20 protein-coding genes are annotated in these 20,936 nt (G+C 39.1%); 15 read left to right on the forward strand and 5 right to left on the reverse strand.

Annotated features, from left to right (window positions below; translation table 11 throughout):
- The first annotated feature begins 691 nt into the window (after positions 1-691).
- The gene (locus tag G585_RS0104855; protein ID WP_022773376.1) at positions 692-1,516 is read left to right on the forward strand and encodes a ParA family protein; all 825 of its coding nucleotides are present in this window, start codon (positions 692-694) and stop codon (positions 1,514-1,516) included.
- 2 nt (positions 1,517-1,518) lie between these two features.
- On the forward strand, positions 1,519-2,184 hold the full coding sequence (locus G585_RS0104860) for a hypothetical protein (RefSeq protein ID WP_022773377.1): 666 nt from the start codon (positions 1,519-1,521) through the stop codon (positions 2,182-2,184).
- A 59-nt stretch (positions 2,185-2,243) separates the two neighbouring features.
- Here G585_RS0104860 and G585_RS0104865 read toward each other — a convergent pair whose 3' ends face one another.
- Both G585_RS0104865 and G585_RS0104870 read right to left on the reverse strand, forming a co-directional pair.
- On the reverse strand, positions 2,244-2,528 hold the full coding sequence (locus G585_RS0104865) for an HU family DNA-binding protein (protein WP_013282588.1): 285 nt from the start codon (positions 2,526-2,528) through the stop codon (positions 2,244-2,246).
- Between the two features lie 210 nt (positions 2,529-2,738).
- The gene (locus tag G585_RS0104870) at positions 2,739-4,109 is read right to left on the reverse strand and encodes an MATE family efflux transporter (RefSeq protein WP_022773378.1); all 1,371 of its coding nucleotides are present in this window, start codon (positions 4,107-4,109) and stop codon (positions 2,739-2,741) included.
- A gap of 175 nt (positions 4,110-4,284) precedes the next feature.
- Here G585_RS0104870 and G585_RS0104875 point away from each other — a divergent pair, with 175 nt between their 5' ends.
- The 10 genes from G585_RS0104875 to G585_RS0104920 all read left to right on the forward strand — a co-directional run bounded on the left by G585_RS0104875 (position 4,285) and on the right by G585_RS0104920 (position 15,188).
- On the forward strand, positions 4,285-5,904 hold the full coding sequence (locus tag G585_RS0104875) for a response regulator transcription factor (RefSeq protein WP_022773380.1): 1,620 nt from the start codon (positions 4,285-4,287) through the stop codon (positions 5,902-5,904).
- A gap of 2 nt (positions 5,905-5,906) precedes the next feature.
- A complete protein-coding gene (locus tag G585_RS0104880; RefSeq protein WP_022773381.1) occupies positions 5,907-7,232 on the forward strand; it encodes a sensor histidine kinase in 1,326 nt (441 codons plus the stop codon).
- A gap of 134 nt (positions 7,233-7,366) precedes the next feature.
- Positions 7,367-8,362: an ABC transporter substrate-binding protein gene (locus tag G585_RS0104885; RefSeq protein WP_022773383.1), complete on the forward strand. Its 996-nt coding sequence runs from the start codon at positions 7,367-7,369 to the stop codon at positions 8,360-8,362.
- Positions 8,363-8,442: 80 nt separating this feature from the next.
- The gene (locus G585_RS0104890; RefSeq protein ID WP_022773384.1) at positions 8,443-9,957 is read left to right on the forward strand and encodes a sugar ABC transporter ATP-binding protein; all 1,515 of its coding nucleotides are present in this window, start codon (positions 8,443-8,445) and stop codon (positions 9,955-9,957) included.
- Between the two features lie 3 nt (positions 9,958-9,960).
- Positions 9,961-11,028 (forward strand): ABC transporter permease, encoded by a 1,068-nt coding sequence (locus G585_RS0104895; protein ID WP_022773385.1) that lies wholly within the window; start codon positions 9,961-9,963, stop codon positions 11,026-11,028.
- Positions 11,029-12,069: an ABC transporter permease subunit gene (locus tag G585_RS0104900; RefSeq protein WP_022773387.1), complete on the forward strand. Its 1,041-nt coding sequence runs from the start codon at positions 11,029-11,031 to the stop codon at positions 12,067-12,069. It begins immediately after the preceding gene.
- Between the two features lie 27 nt (positions 12,070-12,096).
- Positions 12,097-13,128 (forward strand): ABC transporter substrate-binding protein, encoded by a 1,032-nt coding sequence (locus G585_RS0104905; RefSeq protein WP_022773388.1) that lies wholly within the window; start codon positions 12,097-12,099, stop codon positions 13,126-13,128.
- A gap of 91 nt (positions 13,129-13,219) precedes the next feature.
- The gene (locus tag G585_RS0104910) at positions 13,220-13,594 is read left to right on the forward strand and encodes a response regulator (RefSeq protein ID WP_022773390.1); all 375 of its coding nucleotides are present in this window, start codon (positions 13,220-13,222) and stop codon (positions 13,592-13,594) included.
- Positions 13,587-13,991 carry an acetolactate synthase gene (locus G585_RS0104915; RefSeq protein WP_022773392.1) on the forward strand — a complete coding sequence of 135 codons (405 nt, stop codon included), beginning with the start codon at positions 13,587-13,589 and terminating at the stop codon, positions 13,989-13,991. The genes G585_RS0104910 and G585_RS0104915 overlap by 8 nt, the downstream gene beginning before the upstream one ends.
- Before the next feature lie 9 nt (positions 13,992-14,000).
- Positions 14,001-15,188, forward strand: a complete 1,188-nt coding sequence (locus tag G585_RS0104920; RefSeq protein ID WP_022773393.1) for a MalY/PatB family protein — start codon at positions 14,001-14,003, stop codon at positions 15,186-15,188.
- A 117-nt stretch (positions 15,189-15,305) separates the two neighbouring features.
- On the opposite strand, the gene G585_RS0104930 is transcribed toward G585_RS0104920, so the two are convergent.
- A complete protein-coding gene (locus tag G585_RS0104930) occupies positions 15,306-16,268 on the reverse strand; it encodes an alpha/beta fold hydrolase (RefSeq protein WP_022773396.1) in 963 nt (320 codons plus the stop codon).
- A gap of 4 nt (positions 16,269-16,272) precedes the next feature.
- Positions 16,273-17,763, reverse strand: a complete 1,491-nt coding sequence (locus G585_RS17150) for an MFS transporter (protein ID WP_022773397.1) — start codon at positions 17,761-17,763, stop codon at positions 16,273-16,275.
- 161 nt (positions 17,764-17,924) lie between these two features.
- Here G585_RS17150 and G585_RS0104940 point away from each other — a divergent pair, with 161 nt between their 5' ends.
- From G585_RS0104940 to sdaAA, 3 genes are read left to right on the forward strand one after another with little or no spacing between them, the layout of a single operon-like run.
- Positions 17,925-18,425 (forward strand): CinA family protein, encoded by a 501-nt coding sequence (locus tag G585_RS0104940; RefSeq protein ID WP_022773398.1) that lies wholly within the window; start codon positions 17,925-17,927, stop codon positions 18,423-18,425.
- Entirely contained in the window at positions 18,425-19,093 is a 669-nt protein-coding gene (gene sdaAB, locus G585_RS0104945) for an L-serine ammonia-lyase, iron-sulfur-dependent subunit beta (RefSeq protein ID WP_022773400.1), read from the forward strand. The genes G585_RS0104940 and sdaAB overlap by 1 nt, the downstream gene beginning before the upstream one ends.
- A 17-nt stretch (positions 19,094-19,110) precedes the next feature.
- Positions 19,111-19,989: an L-serine ammonia-lyase, iron-sulfur-dependent, subunit alpha gene (sdaAA, locus tag G585_RS0104950; RefSeq protein WP_022773401.1), complete on the forward strand. Its 879-nt coding sequence runs from the start codon at positions 19,111-19,113 to the stop codon at positions 19,987-19,989.
- Here sdaAA and G585_RS0104955 read toward each other — a convergent pair.
- Positions 19,982-20,893, reverse strand: a complete 912-nt coding sequence (locus G585_RS0104955; RefSeq protein ID WP_022773403.1) for a NifB/NifX family molybdenum-iron cluster-binding protein — start codon at positions 20,891-20,893, stop codon at positions 19,982-19,984. The genes sdaAA and G585_RS0104955 overlap by 8 nt on opposite strands.
- Between the last annotated feature and the right edge of the window lie 43 nt (positions 20,894-20,936).

Genomic DNA, 20,936 nt, shown 5'->3' on the forward strand with positions numbered 1-20,936 from the left:
TGGCGCAGCATAGAGATTAGTATAAAAAGATATATATGTTATATATATTATGCTGAAAATAGGATGATTTAGTTTGAGCATATTGCTGATAAACAGTGACTTTAAGCATATTTGATGTGAAGAATAAATACATAGAGAGTAGTTTGCGTTTTTCATAAACAATCAGCCAAAAATATATAAATGCAAAATATACATATATATAACATATATAAAAATCAAATATTACTTTGACTATACCATTTAGAATAATATATAGAAGAAATATATATGATATATATATTAATAACAATCTGACAAATAATGAAAATAAGCATTAAATAAATATAACATACATACGATATATAACATAAATAGAATTAGTATTTGGATAAAGCTCTTCATAAAAACTATAACATATATAACATATATTATAATAATAACATTTATATAACAATACTATTTGCTATAATGCATAAATAAATCATATTGCATGTATATATTATATAACACATAGATAAATAACAACTCGACATGTAAGATATATATAACAAATATACAATATATGAATAATATGTAACAAATATAAAATATAAGATATGGTAAGTATATTAGTCATATTAAATATTGAAAACAAATAATTTAAACGTTATAATAGCAAAGGAATATAAAAGAGATAAAAGTTATATAACAGATATATGTTATAGGAGGGGATATGCGAATTATTGCATTTAGTAACCAAAAGGGTGGAGTTGCAAAAACTACTTCCAGTTACGCAATGGCAGTAGGCCTTGCAAAGAGAGGATATCAGGTTTTAGTTGTAGATGCTGATCCTCAGGAAAATCTTTCAATGACAGCAGGAATCGATCTTAATGAGGTAGATCCTGATCCGGAGGATATTGAAGCATTAACTCCGGAGCAGAGAAGTTACTTTGAAGAGAATGTACCTGCAAAATTGTTTGAGGTAATGGCTGGCGATAAGGATATAAATAAAGCAATTATTCCTATTGCTGAGAATTTAGATCTCATAGTTGGCGGTATTGATCTTGCATCTGCAGACATGACATTCTCTATGTTGGGACGTGAAAAGCTTATAAAAGAAGCATTTAAAAAGATCAAAAAAGAGTATGATTTTTGTATATTTGACTGTAGCCCTGCTTTAGGCGTTGTTTTAATGAATATACTTACAGTTGCAGATGAAGTAATTATTCCACTGGAGCCAGGAGCATTTTCATTACAGGGACTTTCAAGGTTATACAAATTTATTGGCCAGATCCACGATTTTACCAATGATAAGCTTAAAGTGGATGGAATATTAGTAACTAAGGTTAGAAACACTGCAAACGCCAAAATATGGATAAATGATATAGAAGAGAAAGCTGATCTTCTTGGAACAACAGTTTATAAGTCAAAAATAAGGCTTAATGTCTCAGTTGAAGAGGCACAGACCATGAAAATGGATCTGTTTGAATATGCGGGCGGTTCAAGCGCAGCAAGAGATTATGATGACTTTATTGATGAATTCTTAGGGGAGGATTAATTATGGCAAGCAAGGCTGATATGCTTAAAAAGAGCGTCAGGAAGACAGGAACAGGTCTTTTTGCAGGAATGCAATCAATTAAGGAAGAAGAAGTAAAAGAGGAAAAAACGAAGGCTGTTGAAAAGGCAGAGAAGCCTATTGAAGAGCCTGTTATAGAAGTTAAGGAAGAAAAAAAGATAGAGCAGGTTGTTAATCAACCTGTTCAGAAGCCTGTACAAGCAGTTAATCAAACTCAGGCACCAGTAAATGAGTATGTGGCACCACAGGTTCAGCCGGTATATCAGCAGCCGATTCCACAGCCTGTACAGCCGGTAGTTCAGCAGGTTGTACCTATGCAGCCAGAGCCACAGATACAGCAGGTTCAGCCTCAATCAGTATATGTACAGCCACAGCCCGTTCAGACAGCTCAGCCTGTACAGCCAATACAGGAGGTAGAACAGCCTGTTCGAAAGGCAGCAAAGACTGAAAAGAATAGCAGATATGAAAAAGATAAGTTTCTTTTGCTTGATATACGAGGATTAAGGGATTATGTAGAGCACATGGCAAAGGCTGCCAACATGTCAGCTACGAAATACATCAGAAATCTTATAGAAATAGATATGCAGCAGAATATGGATATTTATGAAGCTCATAAGGCTTTGGAAGAAAGATTAAAAGAAAGAAGATAAAAATAAAGGTGATTACGAAAACGTAATCACCTTTTTGGTTATGCGATAATCTTTATCAATTATTTCTTCTTGCCGTTTACAGCATCCTTAAGAGCCTTACCAGCTTTGAATTTAGGAACTGTAGCTGCAGGAATCTTGATAGCTGCGCCAGTCTGAGGATTCTTACCTGTTCTAGCTGCTCTCTTAGCAGTCTCGAATGTACCAAATCCAACAAGCTGTACTTTGCCTTTTTTCTTAAGCTCCTTAGAAACAGCTTCTGTGAAAGCCTTTACAGCCTTCTCTGAATCCTTCTTAGAAAGACCAGTTTCCTTTGCGATAGCATCAACAAGTTCTGTCTTATTCATGGTTTAATACCTCCCTCAAATTGAGTATTTTCACTACTAGAAAAAATTTTACACCCATTTTATGCACTTCACAAGTATTTAAAATCGAAAAATTGCCAAAAATAATAATATTTTTTAGTGCATTATTCTGAAAAAGCGCATATTTATGGCATATTTCAGCAAGAAGGGCTTGACATTGTAGAAAATATGGGCTACTAAACCACAAAAGTATTAAAGAACCGACATAGTAGTTTTATAAAGCTTTCTGAAATAGTATGTTGAGAGGGCAAGTGAAGCAATCTCAGCAATAGGAAAGGCAAACCATACTAAGTTTAAGTTTCCAGTTTTTGAAAGAAGCCATGCTACAGGAATAAGAACTACAAGCTGTCTTCCTACGGATACCACAAGTGAATAGAAGCTCTTTGAAAAAGCCTGGAAAATCGAACCCATGGCGATACAAACACCGGCAATAGGGAATGAAAGGCTGATTATTCTAAGGGCTGGTGTGCCTATCTTTATCATCTCATCTGAAGCATTGAACAGTGATAATAATAAAGCCGGAATAGTCTGAAAAGCTATTGTACCAACGATCATTATTGATACTGCAAGGGTAAGAGCAAATTTTAAAGCCTCTGATATGCGCTGTTTATTCTTGGCTCCATAGTTATAAGCCAATACAGGAATAAGGCCGTTATTGAGACCAAATACAGGCATAAAGAAGAAGCTCTGAAGCTTGAAGTAAACACCAAATACAGCTGTTGCAGTTGAAGAGAAAGCACCAAGAATAAGATTCATAAGGTAGGTCATAACAGATCCGATAGACATCATAAGTATGGATGGTACACCTACGAAGTAAATATCTTTTATTGTAGTCACATCGATGGTTAGAATCTTCTTAAATGAGTAATTGATCTCTTTGTTAAAGTGCAAATTGCAATACAGACCGATACAGGAACCTACACATTGACCGAAGATTGTAGCATAAGCTGCTCCAGCAATTCCAAGCTGTGGAAAAGGTCCGATACCAAAAATAAGAAGTGGATCAAAAATAATGTTGATCACAGCTCCTGAAGCCTGTGAAAGCATACTATAAAAGGTTTTGCCAGTTGACTGAAGCAGTCTCTCAAAAGTTATCTGGAAAAAGAGAGCAACAGAACAGCATGCGATTATTCTAAGGTAAATAGTGCCATATTCCGCGATGACAGGAGTGTCAGTTTGTGAATTGATAAATGCGTCAGCAAAAAAGACACCAATGATAAGAAAGAATAAATAGTTGAAAAAAGTGAGTAAAATACCGGTATTAGCAGCAGAATCAGATTTATTGAAGTTTTTTTCACCAAGAGATCTTGAAAGAAGTGCGTTAATACCAACTCCAGTTCCTGAACCTAGAGCAATCATCAAATTCTGCATAGGAAATGCAAGAGTAACAGCGGTGAGTGCATCCTGACCGGCGTTTGGAGTAGTTCCAACTATCTGAGATACAAAAATGCTGTCCACAACATTATAAAGAGCCTGAACAAGCATTGAGATCATCATAGGTAAAGACATTGATACAATTAGCTTTTTTACGGGCATTACACCCATCTTGTTTTCTTTTGTCATAAAATCATCCTTTTTAATAATAATTAAGCCGTAAAAGTATAACATATAAGATTTTATATGTATATGAGCGAAAATATTCAAAAGCATGAAATAAGTGGATAATCCATCTTTAGGAATTATTGGTTTAATGATAAAATGAAGCGGGGAAAATGTATTTCATAAAGGGGTTTCTGGTATGGTGAAAGTATTTCTTGTGGAAGACGAATTTGTTGTTAGGGAAGGTATAAAAAATAATATTGACTGGCTGGCAAATGGATTTGACTTTTGTGGAGAGGCATCTGATGGGGAACTTGCCTATTCATTGATTCAGAAAACTAAGCCGGATATTCTTATAACAGATATTAAAATGCCATTTATGGACGGTCTGACTCTAAGCCGCATGGTCAAGGCGGAATTTCCATGGATTGAGATAATCCTGCTTACGGGATATGAAGATTTTCAATATGCAAAAGAGGCAATCAGAATAGGCGTTTCAAGCTATCTTTCGAAGCCTATAAGCGGGAGTGACCTTTTAAGAGAAGTGAGTTCTGTATCTGAAAAGGTTGAAGAAAGGCGTGCGGAGAGGGAGGCCACTAAACGCTACGAAGAGGAAATGAAAGAGAGGAATGAGCTTGATAAGCAGGCCTTTTTTGGAAAGCTTGTCAGTTCAAGCTGCGGTGCGTCTGAACTTATCGAGATGGCAAAAAAGCTGTCTATTGATATAACAGCTCTAAAATATAATGTTCTCCTTATGAAAGTGTGGTCAAAAAAGCATGAGATAGGGGAGTTTTCGAACAGCGTCTTAAAAATTGAAGAAGGAATAAGAACTATCGCAACTAGAAACGGAGCAATCTGTTTTAATCTGGACCTGGAAGGACTTGCTTTGCTATTTAAAGGCGATGATGACAGCACAATTAATACAAATATAGAGTCTACGATTAAGGAACTGCTTGGGCTTTTTGAAAAATACAATAACATACGATATTTTGGTGGGATCGGTCAATCAGTCAACAGGATAACAGAAATTAGTACATCTTTTTCATGGGCCAGCAGAGCTTTTGCCCATATGTACTTAACTTCTGACAATGGTTTTATGGTTGGATCAGAAGAGGGGCTCAAGGTAGAAAAAGAAGACATTATTTTGTCCGAGATCGATCCAAAACATATTGATAGAAGGCTTGTAAAAGAATTTCTGAGACGAGGAGAAGCATCTGAGACAGAGTTCTTTTTGGAAGAATTCTTTAATGGAATGGGGAAAAATGCTATCAGATCTACTATGCTCAGACAGTATATATCCATGGACCTTTATTTCTGCGTTACAGATTATATTTTAAATGAATTGGGCCTTAGCAGAGATGAGCTTGATAAGCAGATCTCAGCTCCAAATGCAGAAGTTCTAGGGGATGAGAAAAAGACCTTTGATTACATGAAGGAAATCATGAATAAAGCGCTTTTCATCAAACAAAGTAACGCAATTGGAAGATATCGCGACATTATGAATGAAGCAGTGACATATATTGAAAAGCACTACGCAGAGGAGGAACTGTCGCTTAACTCTCTTGCTGCACATGTGAATTTTTCGCCAAACCACTTAAGTGCAGTATTTAAGCAAGAGACAGGACAGCCCTTCATCAAATATCTTACAGATTACAGGATGGAGCATGCAAAAGAGCTACTTTGCAGCACGTCAAAGAGAAGTAATGAGATAGGTCAGATGGTTGGTTACAAGGATCCTCATTATTTTTCATATTTATTTAAGAAGACACAGGGAGTTACTCCTACTCAGTACAGAAATGGTACCCGTGAGGAGGAGTAAGGATGTTCAATGGACATAGGAAAAAGCAGCGATCAAAGCTGGCTTCTCAGATCAGATTATCATACATTATACTTCTTTTACCTAACCTGATCTTCATGGTGTATGCGCTTTACAATCTCTTTTTTGTAAGCGAAAGATATAATACAATGCTGAACTCAGTGGTTGCGGCAAGCGAATTCAGCCTGGATTTTAAAGAAGATTTTGATTATGAGACCTATCTTTTGATCGTTGGTAATGTCGCACCTGAAGACTCGCAGATACCGGTGCTGCTTAGCGATGCACGAGCTGTTGTTGGTGGGCTTAAAGGTTACACAAATACTGATGATAATCAAAAGAGATTATTAAGTGCAGAAAAGTACTTAAATAACCTTGAAGTCTACATAGAGAGAATAAAGAGCAATCTCAATTATGAGGATAAGTATGAGGCAAATATGCTCATATGGGAGAATGACGTTCAGATAGTAACAGCTCTTTTGCAAGAGACTATTAATGAGTACATTTATTATGAAAATAAGCAGATACAGGTCGCACAGGCTGAGAATAAGGAAGTATTTCTGGATATTATAAAGATCTCAATGATAATAACAGTTGCTATTGTATTAGTTATCCTTTTAGTGTCATTTGTAGGCCCTTTATGGATAACACGACCTATCGAAGAACAGGTAAAACAGGAACAAAAACAACTGCGAAAGGCTGAATTTGAACTCCTGCAGGCTCAGATAAATCCACACTTTCTTTATAATACACTGGATACAATAGTGTGGTCGGCAGAGGCCGGTAACCAGAAACAGGTTGTTAATATGGTTAAGAGTCTGTCTGACTTTTTCAGGGCTTCTTTAAACAGGGGAAAAGAGATTGTTTCTGTAAAAGAGGAGCTTCAGCATGTAAGGAGCTATCTGGAGATACAGCAGATAAGGTATCAGGACATATTGAGCTATGAGATAAACGTAGAAGAAACAATCCTTAAATATAGCATTCCTAAGATCACCGTTCAGCCTGTAGTGGAAAATGCACTTTATCACGGAATCAAGAATAAAAGAGGCGGTGGCCGCATTACAGTAACGGGAAAGGAATATAACACTCACTTTGAGATTTGCGTTGAGGACAATGGAAAGGGAATGACTCCTGAGAGGTTAAATGATGTTAAGCTTGCTCTCGAGGCTGAAAAACTTGAAGAGAGTGCCGTTTATGGTCTTTATAACGTAAATCAGAGAATAAAGCTGAATTTCGGTGAAGAATACGGACTTGATCTTGAAAGTACTTATGAGGAAGGAACAAAAGTTGTGATACGCCTTCCGAAAAAATTAACCGAAATCGTAGAAAAATGAAACAAAATGAAATTTTGATAAAAAAACTAACCTAATTTCAATTTTATTGAATTTAAAATTTCCTCCTGAAAATTACAATGTGTTTAAGAGGTGGGGACAACCCAAAACACATAATATTTTAGGAGGAAATTGTTATGATGAGGAAAGTATTGTCAATCGTTATGGCATCAGCCATGACACTCGGTCTTGTTGCATGTGGAAGCACAGCGCCAGCAAGCACAACTACAGAAGCTCCAGCTTCTTCAGGCGGTCTTATTAAGGTAGGTATTATCAATAACGACCCTAACGAGTCCGGTTATCGTACAGCTAACGATGCTGATCTTAAAGCAAAATTCACAAAAGAAAACGGATATGATGCATCTTTTGCTTACAGCTTGAAGAATGATGAGCAGATTCAGTACGCTCAGACATTTATCCAGGATGAAGTTGATTATCTTCTTCTTTCCGCTGCTGATACAGCAGGTTGGGATTCAGTTCTTAAGGATGCACAGGCTGCAGGAATCAAAGTAATTCTTTTTGACCGTACTATCGATGCAGATCCAAGCCTCTATGAAGCTTCAATCGTATCAGACATGGCAAAAGAAGGACAGACAGCTGTTGACTGGCTCGCTGGACAGAACCTTTCTGAGTACAATGTAATCCACATTCAGGGTGTTATGGGTTCAGCTGCACAGCAGGGACGTAGTGGTGCTCTTGATACTAAGGTTGCTGCAGAAGCAAACTGGAACATCGTTAAACAGCAGACAGCTGAGTGGAATGCAGAGAAGGCACAGCAGATTGTTCAGTCAGTTATCGATTCAAACACACCATTTAACGTAATCTATGCTGAGAACGATGACATGGCTAAGGGTGCTGTAGCTGCTCTTGATGCAGCAGGTATCTCACATGGTGTTGGAAAAGACGTTGTAGTTATGGGCTTTGACTGCAATAAGTGGGCACTTGAAGAGCTTCTTAACCAGAACTGGAACTATGATGGACAGTGCAATCCTTTCCAGGCTAGCTACATTGATGACATTATCAAGACATTAGAGAGTGGCGGAACACTTTCACAGAAGACAATCATCATGGATGAGAAGGGCTTCGATGCAACAACAATCACACAGCAGGATGTTGACACATACGGAATTTAATTAAGTAAAAAAGAAAGGACGCGGTGCGGCAGGAGTCCGTAAGGACAACCGCACCGCGTTTTTTAAAAGAAATAGAGGTAATGCCTGTGGAAGAGAAACAAGTGCTAACGATGCGAGGCATCAATAAATCATTTCCTGGAGTTAAAGCTCTTCAGAATGTGGATTTTACCCTGAACAAAGGGGAAATACATGCTCTGATGGGAGAGAATGGTGCAGGAAAATCAACACTGATCAAGGTCCTGACGGGGGTGTATTCCAAAGATGCAGGAACAATCTGCCTTGCCGGGAAAGGAGAGGTTCAGATCCATTCACCTCAGGATGCCCAAAGGCTTGGTATCAGTACAGTTTATCAGGAAATAACTCTTTGTCCCAATCTTACTGTTGCTGAGAATATGTTTATTGGCAGAGGAGAAGGCCGATTAGTGGACTGGAAGAGCATGAATGCAGATACTGAGAAGCTTTTAAAGAAGCTTGATATTCCTGCAAAGGCAACCCAGCAGCTGGCAAACTGCTCAATAGCTGTTCAGCAGATGGTTGCAATAGCCAGGGCTGTTGATATGGACTGTAAGGTTCTGATACTTGATGAACCGACTTCTTCCCTTGATGAGCAGGAAGTAGAAAAACTTTTTGGTCTTATGAGAGATCTTAAAGAAATGGGAGTTGGAATAATATTCGTAACTCACTTCCTGGATCAGGTTTATGAAGTCTGCGATAAGATCACAGTTCTTAGGGATGGTCAGCTTGTTGGGGAATATGAGATAAAAGACCTTCCAAGAGTTCAGCTTGTTGCAAAAATGCTTGGCAAAGAGATGGATGACCTTTCAGATATCAAAGGCGAGAATTCAGCATATGCGGGAAAAGATGCTGAGGAAAGAGTCTTTGAAGCATCAAAACTTCAGAGTGATGCCGGGATTCAACCTTTTGATTTTTACATTAAAAAAGGCGAAGTAAACGGATTTACAGGTCTTTTGGGCTCAGGACGAAGCGAATGTGTGCGTTCAATCTTTGGAGCAGACAGAGTTATTGGAGGCCATGTAAAAGTACATGGCAAGGACGTTAAGATAAATAAGCCCTTGGATGCTATGAAAAATGGCATAGCATATCTGCCTGAGGACAGAAAAGTTGATGGAATCATAGGAGATCTTTCTGTAAGGGATAACATCATACTTGCACTTCAGGTTTTGACAGGCTTCTTTAAGCCTTTCAGCAAGGCAAAAGCGAACGCTTTTGCGGAGGAGTACATTAAAAAACTGAATATTAAGACTGCATCGACTGATACACCGATAAAATCTCTTTCCGGTGGAAATCAGCAGAAGGTAATCCTGGCAAGGTGGCTTTTAATGCATCCTGAATATCTTATTCTTGATGAGCCTACCAGAGGAATCGATGTAGGAACGAAAGTAGATATACAAAAGCTCGTGTTAGAGCTTGCTTCAGAAGGAATGAGCGTTACGTTTATCTCTTCTGAAACCGATGAAATGCTAAGAACGTGCTCAAGGCTGGTAGTTATGCGTGACAGAAAAGTAGTAGGTGAGCTCTCGGGAGATGATCTTACTCAGAATAAGATAATGAGCACTATTGCAGGGGGAGAATAAGGTATGAATAAGCAAATATTAAAAAAAATAACGAGCAATCAGCTCTTTATTCCGCTTATGGCACTTATACTTCTGGCAGTAATTAATCTGATCAATGATCCGGGATTTTTTAAAGTAACTGTTGGAACAAATAATGCCGGAAATCCGGTTTTGTCAGGTTATCTGATAACAATTCTGGATTATGGCTCAGAGCTTGCAATCTTAGCCATAGGAATGACTCTTGTTACAGCAGCATCCGGAGGACAGGATATATCCGTAGGTGCAACAATAGCTATTGCAGGATCCGCTATGTTAAGGATTCTGTGTGGAGGCAATTCAAGGCCGGAAACAATTCAGGCTCCGATTATCGTTGCATTTTTGGTAGCCTGCATAGTTGGTATGCTATGCGGAGCATTTAACGGAATGCTGGTTGCTATATTTAAGATACAGCCCATGATAGCGACACTGATTCTTTTTACAGCAGGTCGTTCAATTGCTGCCTGGATCAACAACAATGAGCTACCCATCGTTCCAGATCCGAAATTTGCTTACTTTGGCGGCTTTATACCGGGAATTCCAATTCCGACCACAGTGTTCATAGTAATAGCCTGCATTATAGTGATCGCGATTGTCCTTAAGTTAACAAATCTTGGATTATATACACAGGCTGTCGGAATCAATGAGAATTCCTCAAGGCTTAATGGTATAAATCCTATATTTATAAAGTTCTTAACATTTGTTATTTTGGGCCTTTGCGTTGCAGTAGCAGCACTTATCAAGGTAAGCAGATTATCCACGATCAATTACTCAGTTATAGCAAAAGACATAGAGATGGACGCTATTTTAGCTGTAGCTCTTGGAGGAAATGCTCTTTCAGGAGGAAAGTTCAACATGTGGGCTTCAATACTGGGAGCATATGTCATTCAGTTTTTGACTACTACTCTTTATAAATTCAATGTGCAGTCTGATGCCCTTGCGGCATATAAAGCTGTTGTGGTTATCCTGCTTGTTATATTCTCAGCACCTACAGTAAGGGACTATATGGCAAAGCTTTCAAAACAGCTTCCAGTGACTAGAAAGGAGGCTGCATAAATGAAAAAGATAAAAGAAAACACAAGTATATTCAACAAAATGAGCGATACAAACCTGCTTCTTACAATTACAATTGTTATCTTTTTTCTGATGTATATAGGAGCAGTGCTTTTTCAGGGCGGTGGATTTACCAAGCCACAGATGTTTTTTAACATTTTAAATGCAAATGCAGCACTTATCATTACGGCATGTGGAATGAGCATAGTTATGATAAGTGGTGGAATTGACATTTCTGTCGGAGGTGTTGTGGCACTCGTGTCAATGTGCTGTGCTGTGTACCTTGACTACCATGACGGAAGCATCATAGGCTCTATTCTTATAGCTTTGGGAATAGGACTTGCCTATGGACTGGTTCAGGGCTTTTTGGTTGCTTATCTTGATATTCAACCATTTATTGTATCTCTTGCCGGAATGTTTTTTGCCAGAGGTATGACAACAATAGTAAATACAGCGCCATTTAACGTAGAAGATCCTGAGTTTAACGCACTTAAACTGACAAGGATAAATGTTCCGGGACTTGGATCGGTGAACAAAAAGGGAATATATGTACCTGCATATGTAGAAATTGGTGTGATAGTAGCACTGCTTCTTGTGGTATTATTATTCTTAGTACTTCGCTATACCAGGCTTGGAAGGAACTTATATGCAGTTGGTGGCAATAAGCAGAGTGCATTGATGCTTGGAATCAATGTTAAAAGAACTAAGTTCTTATCACATCTTATCTGCAGCCTTCTTGCGGGAATTGGAGGATATGTTTACTTCCTTCATGTAGGTTCAGGTGCTGCCAGCCATGCGATGGGAATGGAAATGAATGCCATTGCCTCATCAATCATTGGCGGAACAATGCTTACAGGTGGTGTAGGTAACATCATTGGAACATTGTTTGGCGTTTTATCACTCAGCACGATTCAGAACATAGTAGCATCCGCCGGTCTTGATCAGGCATGGTGGACTGGAATCACAATTGCAGCTATGCTCTGTATATTCCTGCTCATCCAAAGTATAGTAATGTCTCAAAAAAAGAAAGCTCTTAAAATATAAGGACATTGAGATATGAGAAAAAACGCCATGTTAGCGCTAGTACTGCTCCTGCTTTCGGTTTTCACAGCCGGATGCGGGAGCAGTGCTATTAATGATCAAAATGCAGATGTTGAAAATGAGGTTACAAAAGACCTTATAACAGTAGGCTTTTCACAGCTCGGAGCAGAATCTGACTGGAGAAGTACCAATACAGAGTCCATGCTTGAGGCTTTTTCCCAGGAAAATGGCTATAACCTGATATATAAGAATGGCCAGCAGAAACAGTCTAATCAGATAACTGCCATAAGAATGTTTATCCAGCAGGAAGTCGACTATATAGTCCTTGCGCCTGCAATGGAGACTGGCTGGGATTCAGTACTTGGAGAGGCAAAAGAAGCGGGAATTCCCGTGATAATTGTGGACAGGCGAGTAGATGTTGCAGATAAGAACCTCTATTCATGCTGGGTTGGTTCTGATTTTGAGCTTGAGGGCAAAAAGGTTGCTGCCTGGTTAAAGGCTTTTACTGAAAAACGAGGCATATCAGCCGATGATATCCACATTGTAAATATACAGGGTACTATCGGATCAACAGCTCAGATTGGCAGATCAAGGGGCCTTGCCAATGCGGCCAGAGCAAATGGATGGGAAATACTTGATGAAGTCAGCGGAGATTTTACTGAGACCAAGGGCCGCGAAGTTATGGCTTCGTTCCTTCGTAAATATGACAATGTAAATGTTGTATACTGTGAAAATGATAATGAGGCCATAGGAGCTATTGAGGCCATTGAAAATGCAGGCAAAAAGGTTGGAGCAGACATCACAAACGGTGAGATAATGGTTGTTTCTTTTGATGGTGTAAACCAGGAAGCCATAAACTACGCAAAAGAAGGAAAGATTGCCTGTATTGCGGAGTGTAATCCTCACCATGGGCCAAGGGTCAGTTCCCTCATAAAAACGCTTAATTCAGGGGAGATTCCGGACAAATTTAACTATGTATCGGAGAAACTATATAGCTCTTTTGACGATATAAGTGAAATTGTGGTGGATGGAAGCACATATACGATTGATGAACTCGAATAAAAGTGGTATTTTTATTTATATTTAATTTGTATAGGTTATAGTTTGCTGTCATAATAATATTACTAACGTTGATTCGGTTTAGGAGACTATTATGAGGAAAAAGATACTTATAGCTGATGACACTAATTTGATGAGAGAAATGCTCAAGGCTGCCCTTGATCCTGAAAAGTATCAGATAGTAGGTGAGGCGCTCACCGGAGAACAGGCAGTTGAGTATTACAAGGAGAAACAGCCGGATCTTTTGATCCTGGATATCAATATGCCTAAGATGAACGGCATTGACGCTCTTACTGAGGTCATGAAGATTGATCCTAAGGCCAATGTTATCATGTGTTCAGACCAAAAGTATGAGAACATGATAGTCCTAGCCCTAAAAAAGGGTGCAAAAGATTTTGTGGTAAAGCCATTTACATCGACTGACGTCGTTGTGGCTGTTAGAAAGGTTTTTGGGGAAGAAGATGCTTAAACAAATTTCAATCTACGCCGAGAATAAGAAAGGATGCTTGCAGAATATTACTGGAATTCTTTGCCAGAATGGAATTAATATACTTGGTTCTGTTACAAACGATTCTGCTGAATATGGAATAATCAGAATGGTTGTTTCAGATCCGGAAAAATGCATCGAGGTACTTCAGGGAGCAGGGTACCTTTGTAAGACTACACCTGTTTTAGCAGTGGAGTGTCAGGATGAAGTTGGAGCCTTTGATAAGATCTTAAAGACTCTTTTTTCAAGTAATATCAATGTAAATTATACATATCTATCATTTAACCGCGAGTCTGCAAGACCAATCATGGTTATCAGTACAGATGACATTAAGGCAGTTGAGAACATTCTTGTAAACAGAGGTTACAATTGTATTTAAGGAGTAGATATGTACGATTTTGTCACATCCAAAGATAGCATCAGCGAGAACTCTTTTAAGTATAAGGATATGCTGAAAAGAAATCCTGATGTTCCTTCGGGGATAGTTCCAATGTCAATTGCAGACATGGAATTTAGGACTGCTCCGGAGATTACAGAGGAGATAAAGAAATATCTGGACCGCAACTATCTTGGTTATACAGACATTTCTGATAGCTATCTTAACTCAATAGTAAATTGGATGGGGAAAAGACATAATTATGAAATAAAAAAAGAATGGATTGCGCCATCAGATGGAGTTGTTACAGCTATTGGAGATTTGATCCTTAGCACAACCGCCCCAGGTGATGGCGTTGTTGTTTTTTCACCTGTTTATAATCCGTTCAAAAGAGCTGTAAAGATGAAAGGCCGAAATCTCATTGAGGTTTCACTTATCCTCGATGGATCAGAATACAGAATTGATTATGAGGCATTTGAAAAAGAGGCAAAAAAGCCGGATACAAAGCTTTTGTTATTCTGCAATCCGCATAATCCTGTAGGAAGAGTCTGGACTAAGGATGAGCTTTTAAAAGTATATGAAATATGCGTGAAAAATGATGTTTTTATAATTGATGATGAAATTCATCATGACCTCATTATGCCTGGATTTGAGCATACAGTGATGGCTCTTATTACAGAGGGCGCCGGAATGCATATGGCTGTATGCACAGCTCCAAGTAAGAGCTTTAATCTTGCAGGCCTTCAGACATCTAATGTGATTATTGAAAATCCTGATATTTACAAAAAATTCAAGGCATCAAGACTTGATGGCTTTAGATCTGTGACCAATGTGCTCGGAATGGTAGCCTTAGAGGCCGCTTATACTTACGGTGAACGATGGCTTGATGAGTGTATTCAGGTTATTTATGATAATTACAGATACATTTCTGAATTTATTAAAAAAAACATTCCGGAAATCAAAATTTTCCCTTTAGAGGGCACTTATCTCTTGTGGTGCGACTGTAGGTCACTTGGTCTAAATAAAACCGAATTAGAGGCATTTATGACCGAAAAAGCATACATATTTGCGGACGAGGGTTACATTTTTGGAAATGAGGGTATTGGATTTGAGAGAATTAACATCGCATGTCCAAACCAGGTAATAAAAGAGACCATGGAAAGGTTATATAACGCATATAAGATATATATCAAGAAGTAAAGGAGAAATACATAAGATATGATTACCAAAAAGAACAAAAAGGTAGTAGCAATAATAGCACTGGCACTTATTCTCGCGATGGTCATAGGAACAGTTGCCAGTGCACTTATCTGAAGATCATAGACGTTCTAGGATTTCAAGGACATCAGAAAAGTATTCTTTTCTGATGTTTTCTTTTGCATTAAAGATTTCATGCTTTGATTCATCAAAATTTATAAATTTGGCAGATGGAACGAGTTTTTCAAATTGCCTGTACCCCTCAGGATCTATAAGATGGTCATTCCCGGCAGTAAATACAGTAATCGGGATCTGGAGCTTATCCGCATTTTTCATGATGATCTTATTGGTCTTAAGACTTGCCAATGCCCATCCTATTGAAGCACCATAGGTTTGGTAATGCTCGTCTTTTAACCTTCTTTCAAACATATAGTCGTAACGTGGCTTTGACATTGCGCTACTAGTCTCAAAAACAGGCTTTTTATCGAATCTCTTTTGTCCCGGAGCAAGAGCTTTTTTCTTACCAAAAAGAAAAGCATATATACCCAGGAGTTTTATCAGTATAGGTGAAGTATTGTTCTTCATCTTAAGCATTGGAGAGCTTAAGATAGCTGAGTCGAAGTACTGGGGATACTTTTCAAGAAAAAGTGTGCTCACAGCTCCACCCATCGAGTGTGCGATGATGGTTTTTTTCATGGAAGAAGCGTTTGGAACTACTATTTTTTCTACAAAAACGTGCAGATCTTCAACGTATGTATTGTAATTATCTATGTAGACAATATCAGGAGCCTTGAGCTTGCCGCCTGAATATCCGTGACCGCGCTGCTCCATGAAAAAGACAGCATAACCTGCCTCATATAAATACCAGGCATATTCATGAAACTTTGCCCAGAATTCACAGAAACCGTGAACTATAACGATAGCTCTTTTGGCAGAGTCCGGTATTGCGTAGTAGTAATTCATCTTGGTACCATCAAAAGAATTAAAAACTCCCTGAGAGACATGCTCCCTTCGCCACGCTTTATTTTCAGTATTCATGGCACTGATGAAGTTATCTTCTCCTAAAAGTTCGATTTTTGCCATTTGCTTAAGCATCCTTTACCAGTTTTTTTGCATTTTCAGCTTTCCAAAGATTGTCATAGGAAAAACCTGTGACTTTTTCACATATTCTTTTTTCTTTTTCTGTTGTAGAAGAGGTATCTTCGCCTTTTCTACGGGCAATTTCCTTCTGGATAATATCAAATTCCCTGCCTGTAAGTGGGAATACCACTGCAGTGATGAACAATAAGGTAATAAGTATTGCAGGAACTATGATATAGATCATAGCTATTCCCTTCTGAGTCGAAAGTGCCTGTCTCTGTCCGGCATTTGCAATGTTTTCATCAAATCCAACAGCAGCTAAAAGGAAACCGATTCCTGCAGCGGACAGACCTGATGAGATTTTTCTTGCAAAAGTAGCCATTCCTGAGACAATTCCGGGGCGTCTGATGGATGTAATAAGCTCATCTACTTCTGCCATATCAGCCATGATCGCGAAAATGCTGGTGAGAGTTGCTGCATTACCAAATCCGATAAATGCTGTAAGTACCAGAACCGGAACAATGCTTGCCCCCTCATATGAGAATGCAAGAAGTCCTAAAGTACCAATGAGCCTTGTAGGTGCACCGATGAGAATAGTCGTTCTTTTTGAAGTCTTGCTCATAATAGGGCCCCAGAAAACCATACCGACAAGCTGAGATACTAAAATTGTGGCCATTAAGTAGATAAAGTAGCCATTTGAATAGCCATTTAGAACATCGTCGATATAGTAGACCGCCATTCCTGAAACAAAGTCCATACCGCACTGACCAAAGAGATATATTCCAAGGAAGAGTTTGAAAGATCTGCTTTTAAGAACGCTTATTGACTGAGGAAAGCTTTCTCTTAAAGTTGTCTTCACAGGTTCTTTTTTCTTTTCCCAGGTACCGATGAAAGTAACGGTAGTTGTAATGAAGAAAAGAATACTGAAAAGAACTGCACAGGTCATGTACTGAGCAGGCTTAGTGTTGTCTTTTATGATAAAAGACGGAACAAGTCCGCAGACCATAGAACCAAGAGTAGACCATACCATACGAACAGTAGAAAACTTGGAACGCATAGTATAATCGTCGATCATATCAGGCAACAGCCCATTATATGGAACCATCAGAATAGTAAAACCTGTAGAAAACAGGCAAAACATGATCAGATAAAAAAAGTACATTGCCCATATGGATCTGGATGGAATTGTGAGCCATAGCAGTAAGAAAGTAACTGATGAAGCTATTCCGCCAACGAAGATATAAAAGCGCTTTGCGCCGAATTTAGACACGGTTCTGTCTGTAATGTTACCCATCATAGGGTCAGTTATCGCATCCCAGATTTTTCCTACAAGTGGAATTGTTCCGGCGAGAGCAGCCGGCATACCAAGTGCTTTGATAAGGAAGACGGTAAAGAACGTATTTATGATGACAAAAGCACCGCCTCCATAGAATTCAGCCATTCCAAACATTATCCTGTGCGCCATGTTGTAGTTTGGCTTTTTTCCGTAGTATTCCATTGATGTAACCCCCTAAAATCCCCAAGTTTTAATATATTTAAGTATATCATTTTTAATAATTCTCAAATATGGCAATAATAGATAGATTCTTTTTATGTTAATTAGTCACATTTCTATAATCTATGCTATCATTAGATAAACTTGATTCGAGGATAAAAATAATGAATGATAAGGCAATAAGAGAAAAATATAACACGATCACAGATCTACTCATATGCAAGGGGCTTACAATTACGACTATGGAGAGTTGTACAGGTGGGCTTATTGCATCTCTTTTAACAGATATAGAAGGGGCATCAGCCGTTATCAAAGGCGCATTTGTTACATATTCAAACGAAGCCAAGATAATGGAAGGAGTTCCGCAGGATATTATTGAGGAATACGGAGTATATTCAAAAGAAACTGCTGATGCCATGGCAGTGGCTTGCAAAAAATCTTTTGGCGCTGATATCGGAATAGGTGTAACAGGAACCATGGGAAATAAGGATCCTCAAAATGAAGATAGCGCGTTGGGGCAGATATATTATACTATTGCTTATAAAAACGAGTGTTATTCAAAAGATACGATAATAATGCCGCAGAAGACCAGATACGATTACAAACTTGAAGTTGCGGATATCATTGCTGATGATCTTCGTTCAATAATAGAAGAGAGGTTTTAATGAACGTATTTGATATGATCGGGCCCATAATGATTGGACCATCAAGTTCTCATACAGCAGGTGCTGTCAGACTTGGAAGAGTAGTGAATAAGCTGATAGATAACAGACAGTTAAAGAAGGTTGAAATAACTTTGTCAGGTTCTTTTGCCCAGACCTATAAGGGGCATGGAACAGACAGAGCGCTTTTAGCCGGCATCATGGGATATAAAAGCTATTCTCCGGAAATCCGAAGTGCTCTTGATATTGCTTCGGAGCAGGGGATTGATTATGAGTTTATTACAGAGAATATAAAAGGTGCCCATCCTAATACTGCCAGGATCCATTATTTTTTAAATGATGGAACTGAAGGAGTCATGCAGGGGGCAAGTATAGGCGGCGGAAACATATTGGTTAACCAGATCAACGGCATGAATGTTGAGTTTAACGGTGAAAATAATACAATTCTGGTAATGCATGAAGATAAGCCCGGCGTTATTGCCAGTGTGACCAATATGATGCATTGGGAGCATGCAGAGCTCAATATTTCTAATTTTCATTTATCCAGACAGGAAAAAGGCGGCGATGCCATCATGACTATTGAGATTGACAATCAGCCTCCGGATACACTGGTGGATGATATTAGAAAGATTGACCATGTTACAAATGCAATCTTGATAAGAAGAGTCTGAATTAGAAAAGGATATTTATGCTTAAATACGAATCTGTCAGCGAATTAGTAGCTGAAGCTGAAAAAAGGAATATAAAGATAAGTGAACTGGTCTTGGAAGATCAGGCTAAAAGCATGGAAAAAGAGCCACTTGAACTCTATGAAAAAATGGAGATCAGCTTTCAGGTCATGAAAGATTCAATAAAAGAAGGTATGAAAAAAGACCAGAAATCCATGTCAGGTCTTACCGGTGGCGAGGGCTATCTTATGAACAAATATGCCGCTACAGGTGGGATTAGCGGGAACTTCATGACAAAAGCAATGGCCAGAGCTTTGGCAGTAGCAGGATGTAACGCTTCAATGGGAAGGATTGTTGCAGCTCCTACAGCCGGAAGTTGTGGTATTTTACCTGGATGTCTTGTGTCGCTTTATGAGGACAGAGGCTTTGAAGAGAAAGACGTGGTCATGGCCATGTTCACAGCCGGCGCAATCGGGATGGTTATAGCAGAAAAATCAAGTGTGGCAGGAGCTCAGGGAGGTTGTCAGGCTGAGTGTGGAAGTGCTTCAGCTATGGCTGCAGCAGCACTTGTAGAAGTAATGGGGGGAACACCATCTCAGTGCGCAGATGCCTGTGCGATGGCAATTTCCAATCAGATGGGACTTGTCTGTGATCCTGTAGGCGGACTTGTTGAGATACCATGCATAAAAAGAAATGTATCAGGCCTAGCAATTGCTTTTTCAAGTGCAGATATGGCACTTGCGGGAATCAGGGCCAATATTCCGGCTGATGAATGCATTGATGCAATGAAAGAAGTTGGAGATGCACTTCCGGCTTCATTAAAAGAAACCGCTGGCGGTGGACTTGCCACAACGCCAACGGGTCGAAAACTTCGTGATAAAGTTTTTGGTCTTACTTAACTTCTACAAGTTCAATCTTGAAATTAAGCTCTTTGCCAGCCATTTCATGGTTGGCATCTAATGTGATAGTTGTATCAGTCTTACCTACAACTTTAACAGGGAATGGTCTTCCGTACATATCCTGAAGGTAAACCTTTTGATCAACTGTCAGGTCCTCTGAACCGGGAAGCTCAGCGATCTCTACAGTGAAGATAGCTGTAGGATCTGCTTCTCCATAAGCTTCTTCAGGCATGAGATGCACATCGAGTGTCTCACCTACGTTCATGTTAGCAACTGCCTTGTCAAATCCATAGATCATCATGCCTGCGCCACATACGAACTCAAGAGGCTCTCCTCTGTCATAGGATGAGTCAAACTTTGTTCCGTCGTTGAAAGTACCAATGTAGTGTGTACGGCATGTCTTGCCAACATTTTTTCCTTCGAACGAAGGAGCTGAATGACAACCGCTGCATCCGCCACAGCCACCTGAAGCACAACCGCCTTCTTCATCTCCGCAGTCGCTTCCGCAACCACCCTCATCATGGTGTCCACAGCTATGTCCATCCTCGTGGTCGCTGCATGTGTGGCCCTCACCGTGATGGTCGCAATTTACACCAGAGCTCTCAAGGTTTCCGCTAAGGTAAGCTTCTACTACTTCATCAGTATTTCCAGATGTTCCGGCGCATACTTCAATGCCGTTCTCTTCAAGAGCTGAAAAAGCTCCCCCGCCGATTCCACCACAGATAAGAACATCAATTCCCTTATCGCCAAGAAGTCCGGCTAAAGCACCATGACCGCTTCCGTTTGAACTTATTACTTCTGAGGATACGACTTTTTTGTCCTCTACTGTATAAATCTTAAACTCGCTTGTATGTCCAAAGTGCTGGAAAACTTCACCGTTTTCATAAGTAACTGCAATTTTCATTATCATTATCCTTTCTTATTAAGAGTCACTAGAGCATATTATC

Origin of the sequence: Butyrivibrio sp. AE2015, assembly GCF_000420825.1 — a bacterium.
Classification (GTDB): domain Bacteria; phylum Bacillota; class Clostridia; order Lachnospirales; family Lachnospiraceae; genus Butyrivibrio.

Bases quoted from the DNA above. Each gene is read 5' to 3' on its own strand.
- G585_RS0104880 (WP_022773381.1), top strand. From the start codon at position 5,907: ATGTTCAATGGACATAGGAAAAAGCAGCGATCAAAGCTGGCTTCTCAG.
- G585_RS0104860 (WP_022773377.1), top strand. From the start codon at position 1,519: ATGGCAAGCAAGGCTGATATGCTTAAAAAGAGCGTCAGGAAGACAGGA.
- G585_RS0104955 (WP_022773403.1), bottom strand. From the start codon at position 20,893: ATGAAAATTGCAGTTACTTATGAAAACGGTGAAGTTTTCCAGCACTTT.
- G585_RS17150 (WP_022773397.1), bottom strand. From the start codon at position 17,763: ATGGAATACTACGGAAAAAAGCCAAACTACAACATGGCGCACAGGATA.
- G585_RS0104920 (WP_022773393.1), top strand. From the start codon at position 14,001: ATGTACGATTTTGTCACATCCAAAGATAGCATCAGCGAGAACTCTTTT.
- sdaAA (WP_022773401.1), top strand. From the start codon at position 19,111: ATGCTTAAATACGAATCTGTCAGCGAATTAGTAGCTGAAGCTGAAAAA.
- G585_RS0104915 (WP_022773392.1), top strand. From the start codon at position 13,587: ATGCTTAAACAAATTTCAATCTACGCCGAGAATAAGAAAGGATGCTTG.
- G585_RS0104875 (WP_022773380.1), top strand. From the start codon at position 4,285: ATGGTGAAAGTATTTCTTGTGGAAGACGAATTTGTTGTTAGGGAAGGT.
- G585_RS0104885 (WP_022773383.1), top strand. From the start codon at position 7,367: ATGATGAGGAAAGTATTGTCAATCGTTATGGCATCAGCCATGACACTC.
- G585_RS0104865 (WP_013282588.1), bottom strand. From the start codon at position 2,528: ATGAATAAGACAGAACTTGTTGATGCTATCGCAAAGGAAACTGGTCTT.
- G585_RS0104910 (WP_022773390.1), top strand. From the start codon at position 13,220: ATGAGGAAAAAGATACTTATAGCTGATGACACTAATTTGATGAGAGAA.
- G585_RS0104890 (WP_022773384.1), top strand. From the start codon at position 8,443: ATGCCTGTGGAAGAGAAACAAGTGCTAACGATGCGAGGCATCAATAAA.
- G585_RS0104900 (WP_022773387.1), top strand. From the start codon at position 11,029: ATGAAAAAGATAAAAGAAAACACAAGTATATTCAACAAAATGAGCGAT.
- sdaAB (WP_022773400.1), top strand. From the start codon at position 18,425: ATGAACGTATTTGATATGATCGGGCCCATAATGATTGGACCATCAAGT.
- G585_RS0104870 (WP_022773378.1), bottom strand. From the start codon at position 4,109: ATGACAAAAGAAAACAAGATGGGTGTAATGCCCGTAAAAAAGCTAATT.
- G585_RS0104905 (WP_022773388.1), top strand. From the start codon at position 12,097: ATGTTAGCGCTAGTACTGCTCCTGCTTTCGGTTTTCACAGCCGGATGC.
- G585_RS0104895 (WP_022773385.1), top strand. From the start codon at position 9,961: ATGAATAAGCAAATATTAAAAAAAATAACGAGCAATCAGCTCTTTATT.
- G585_RS0104940 (WP_022773398.1), top strand. From the start codon at position 17,925: ATGAATGATAAGGCAATAAGAGAAAAATATAACACGATCACAGATCTA.
- G585_RS0104930 (WP_022773396.1), bottom strand. From the start codon at position 16,268: ATGGCAAAAATCGAACTTTTAGGAGAAGATAACTTCATCAGTGCCATG.
- G585_RS0104855 (WP_022773376.1), top strand. From the start codon at position 692: ATGCGAATTATTGCATTTAGTAACCAAAAGGGTGGAGTTGCAAAAACT.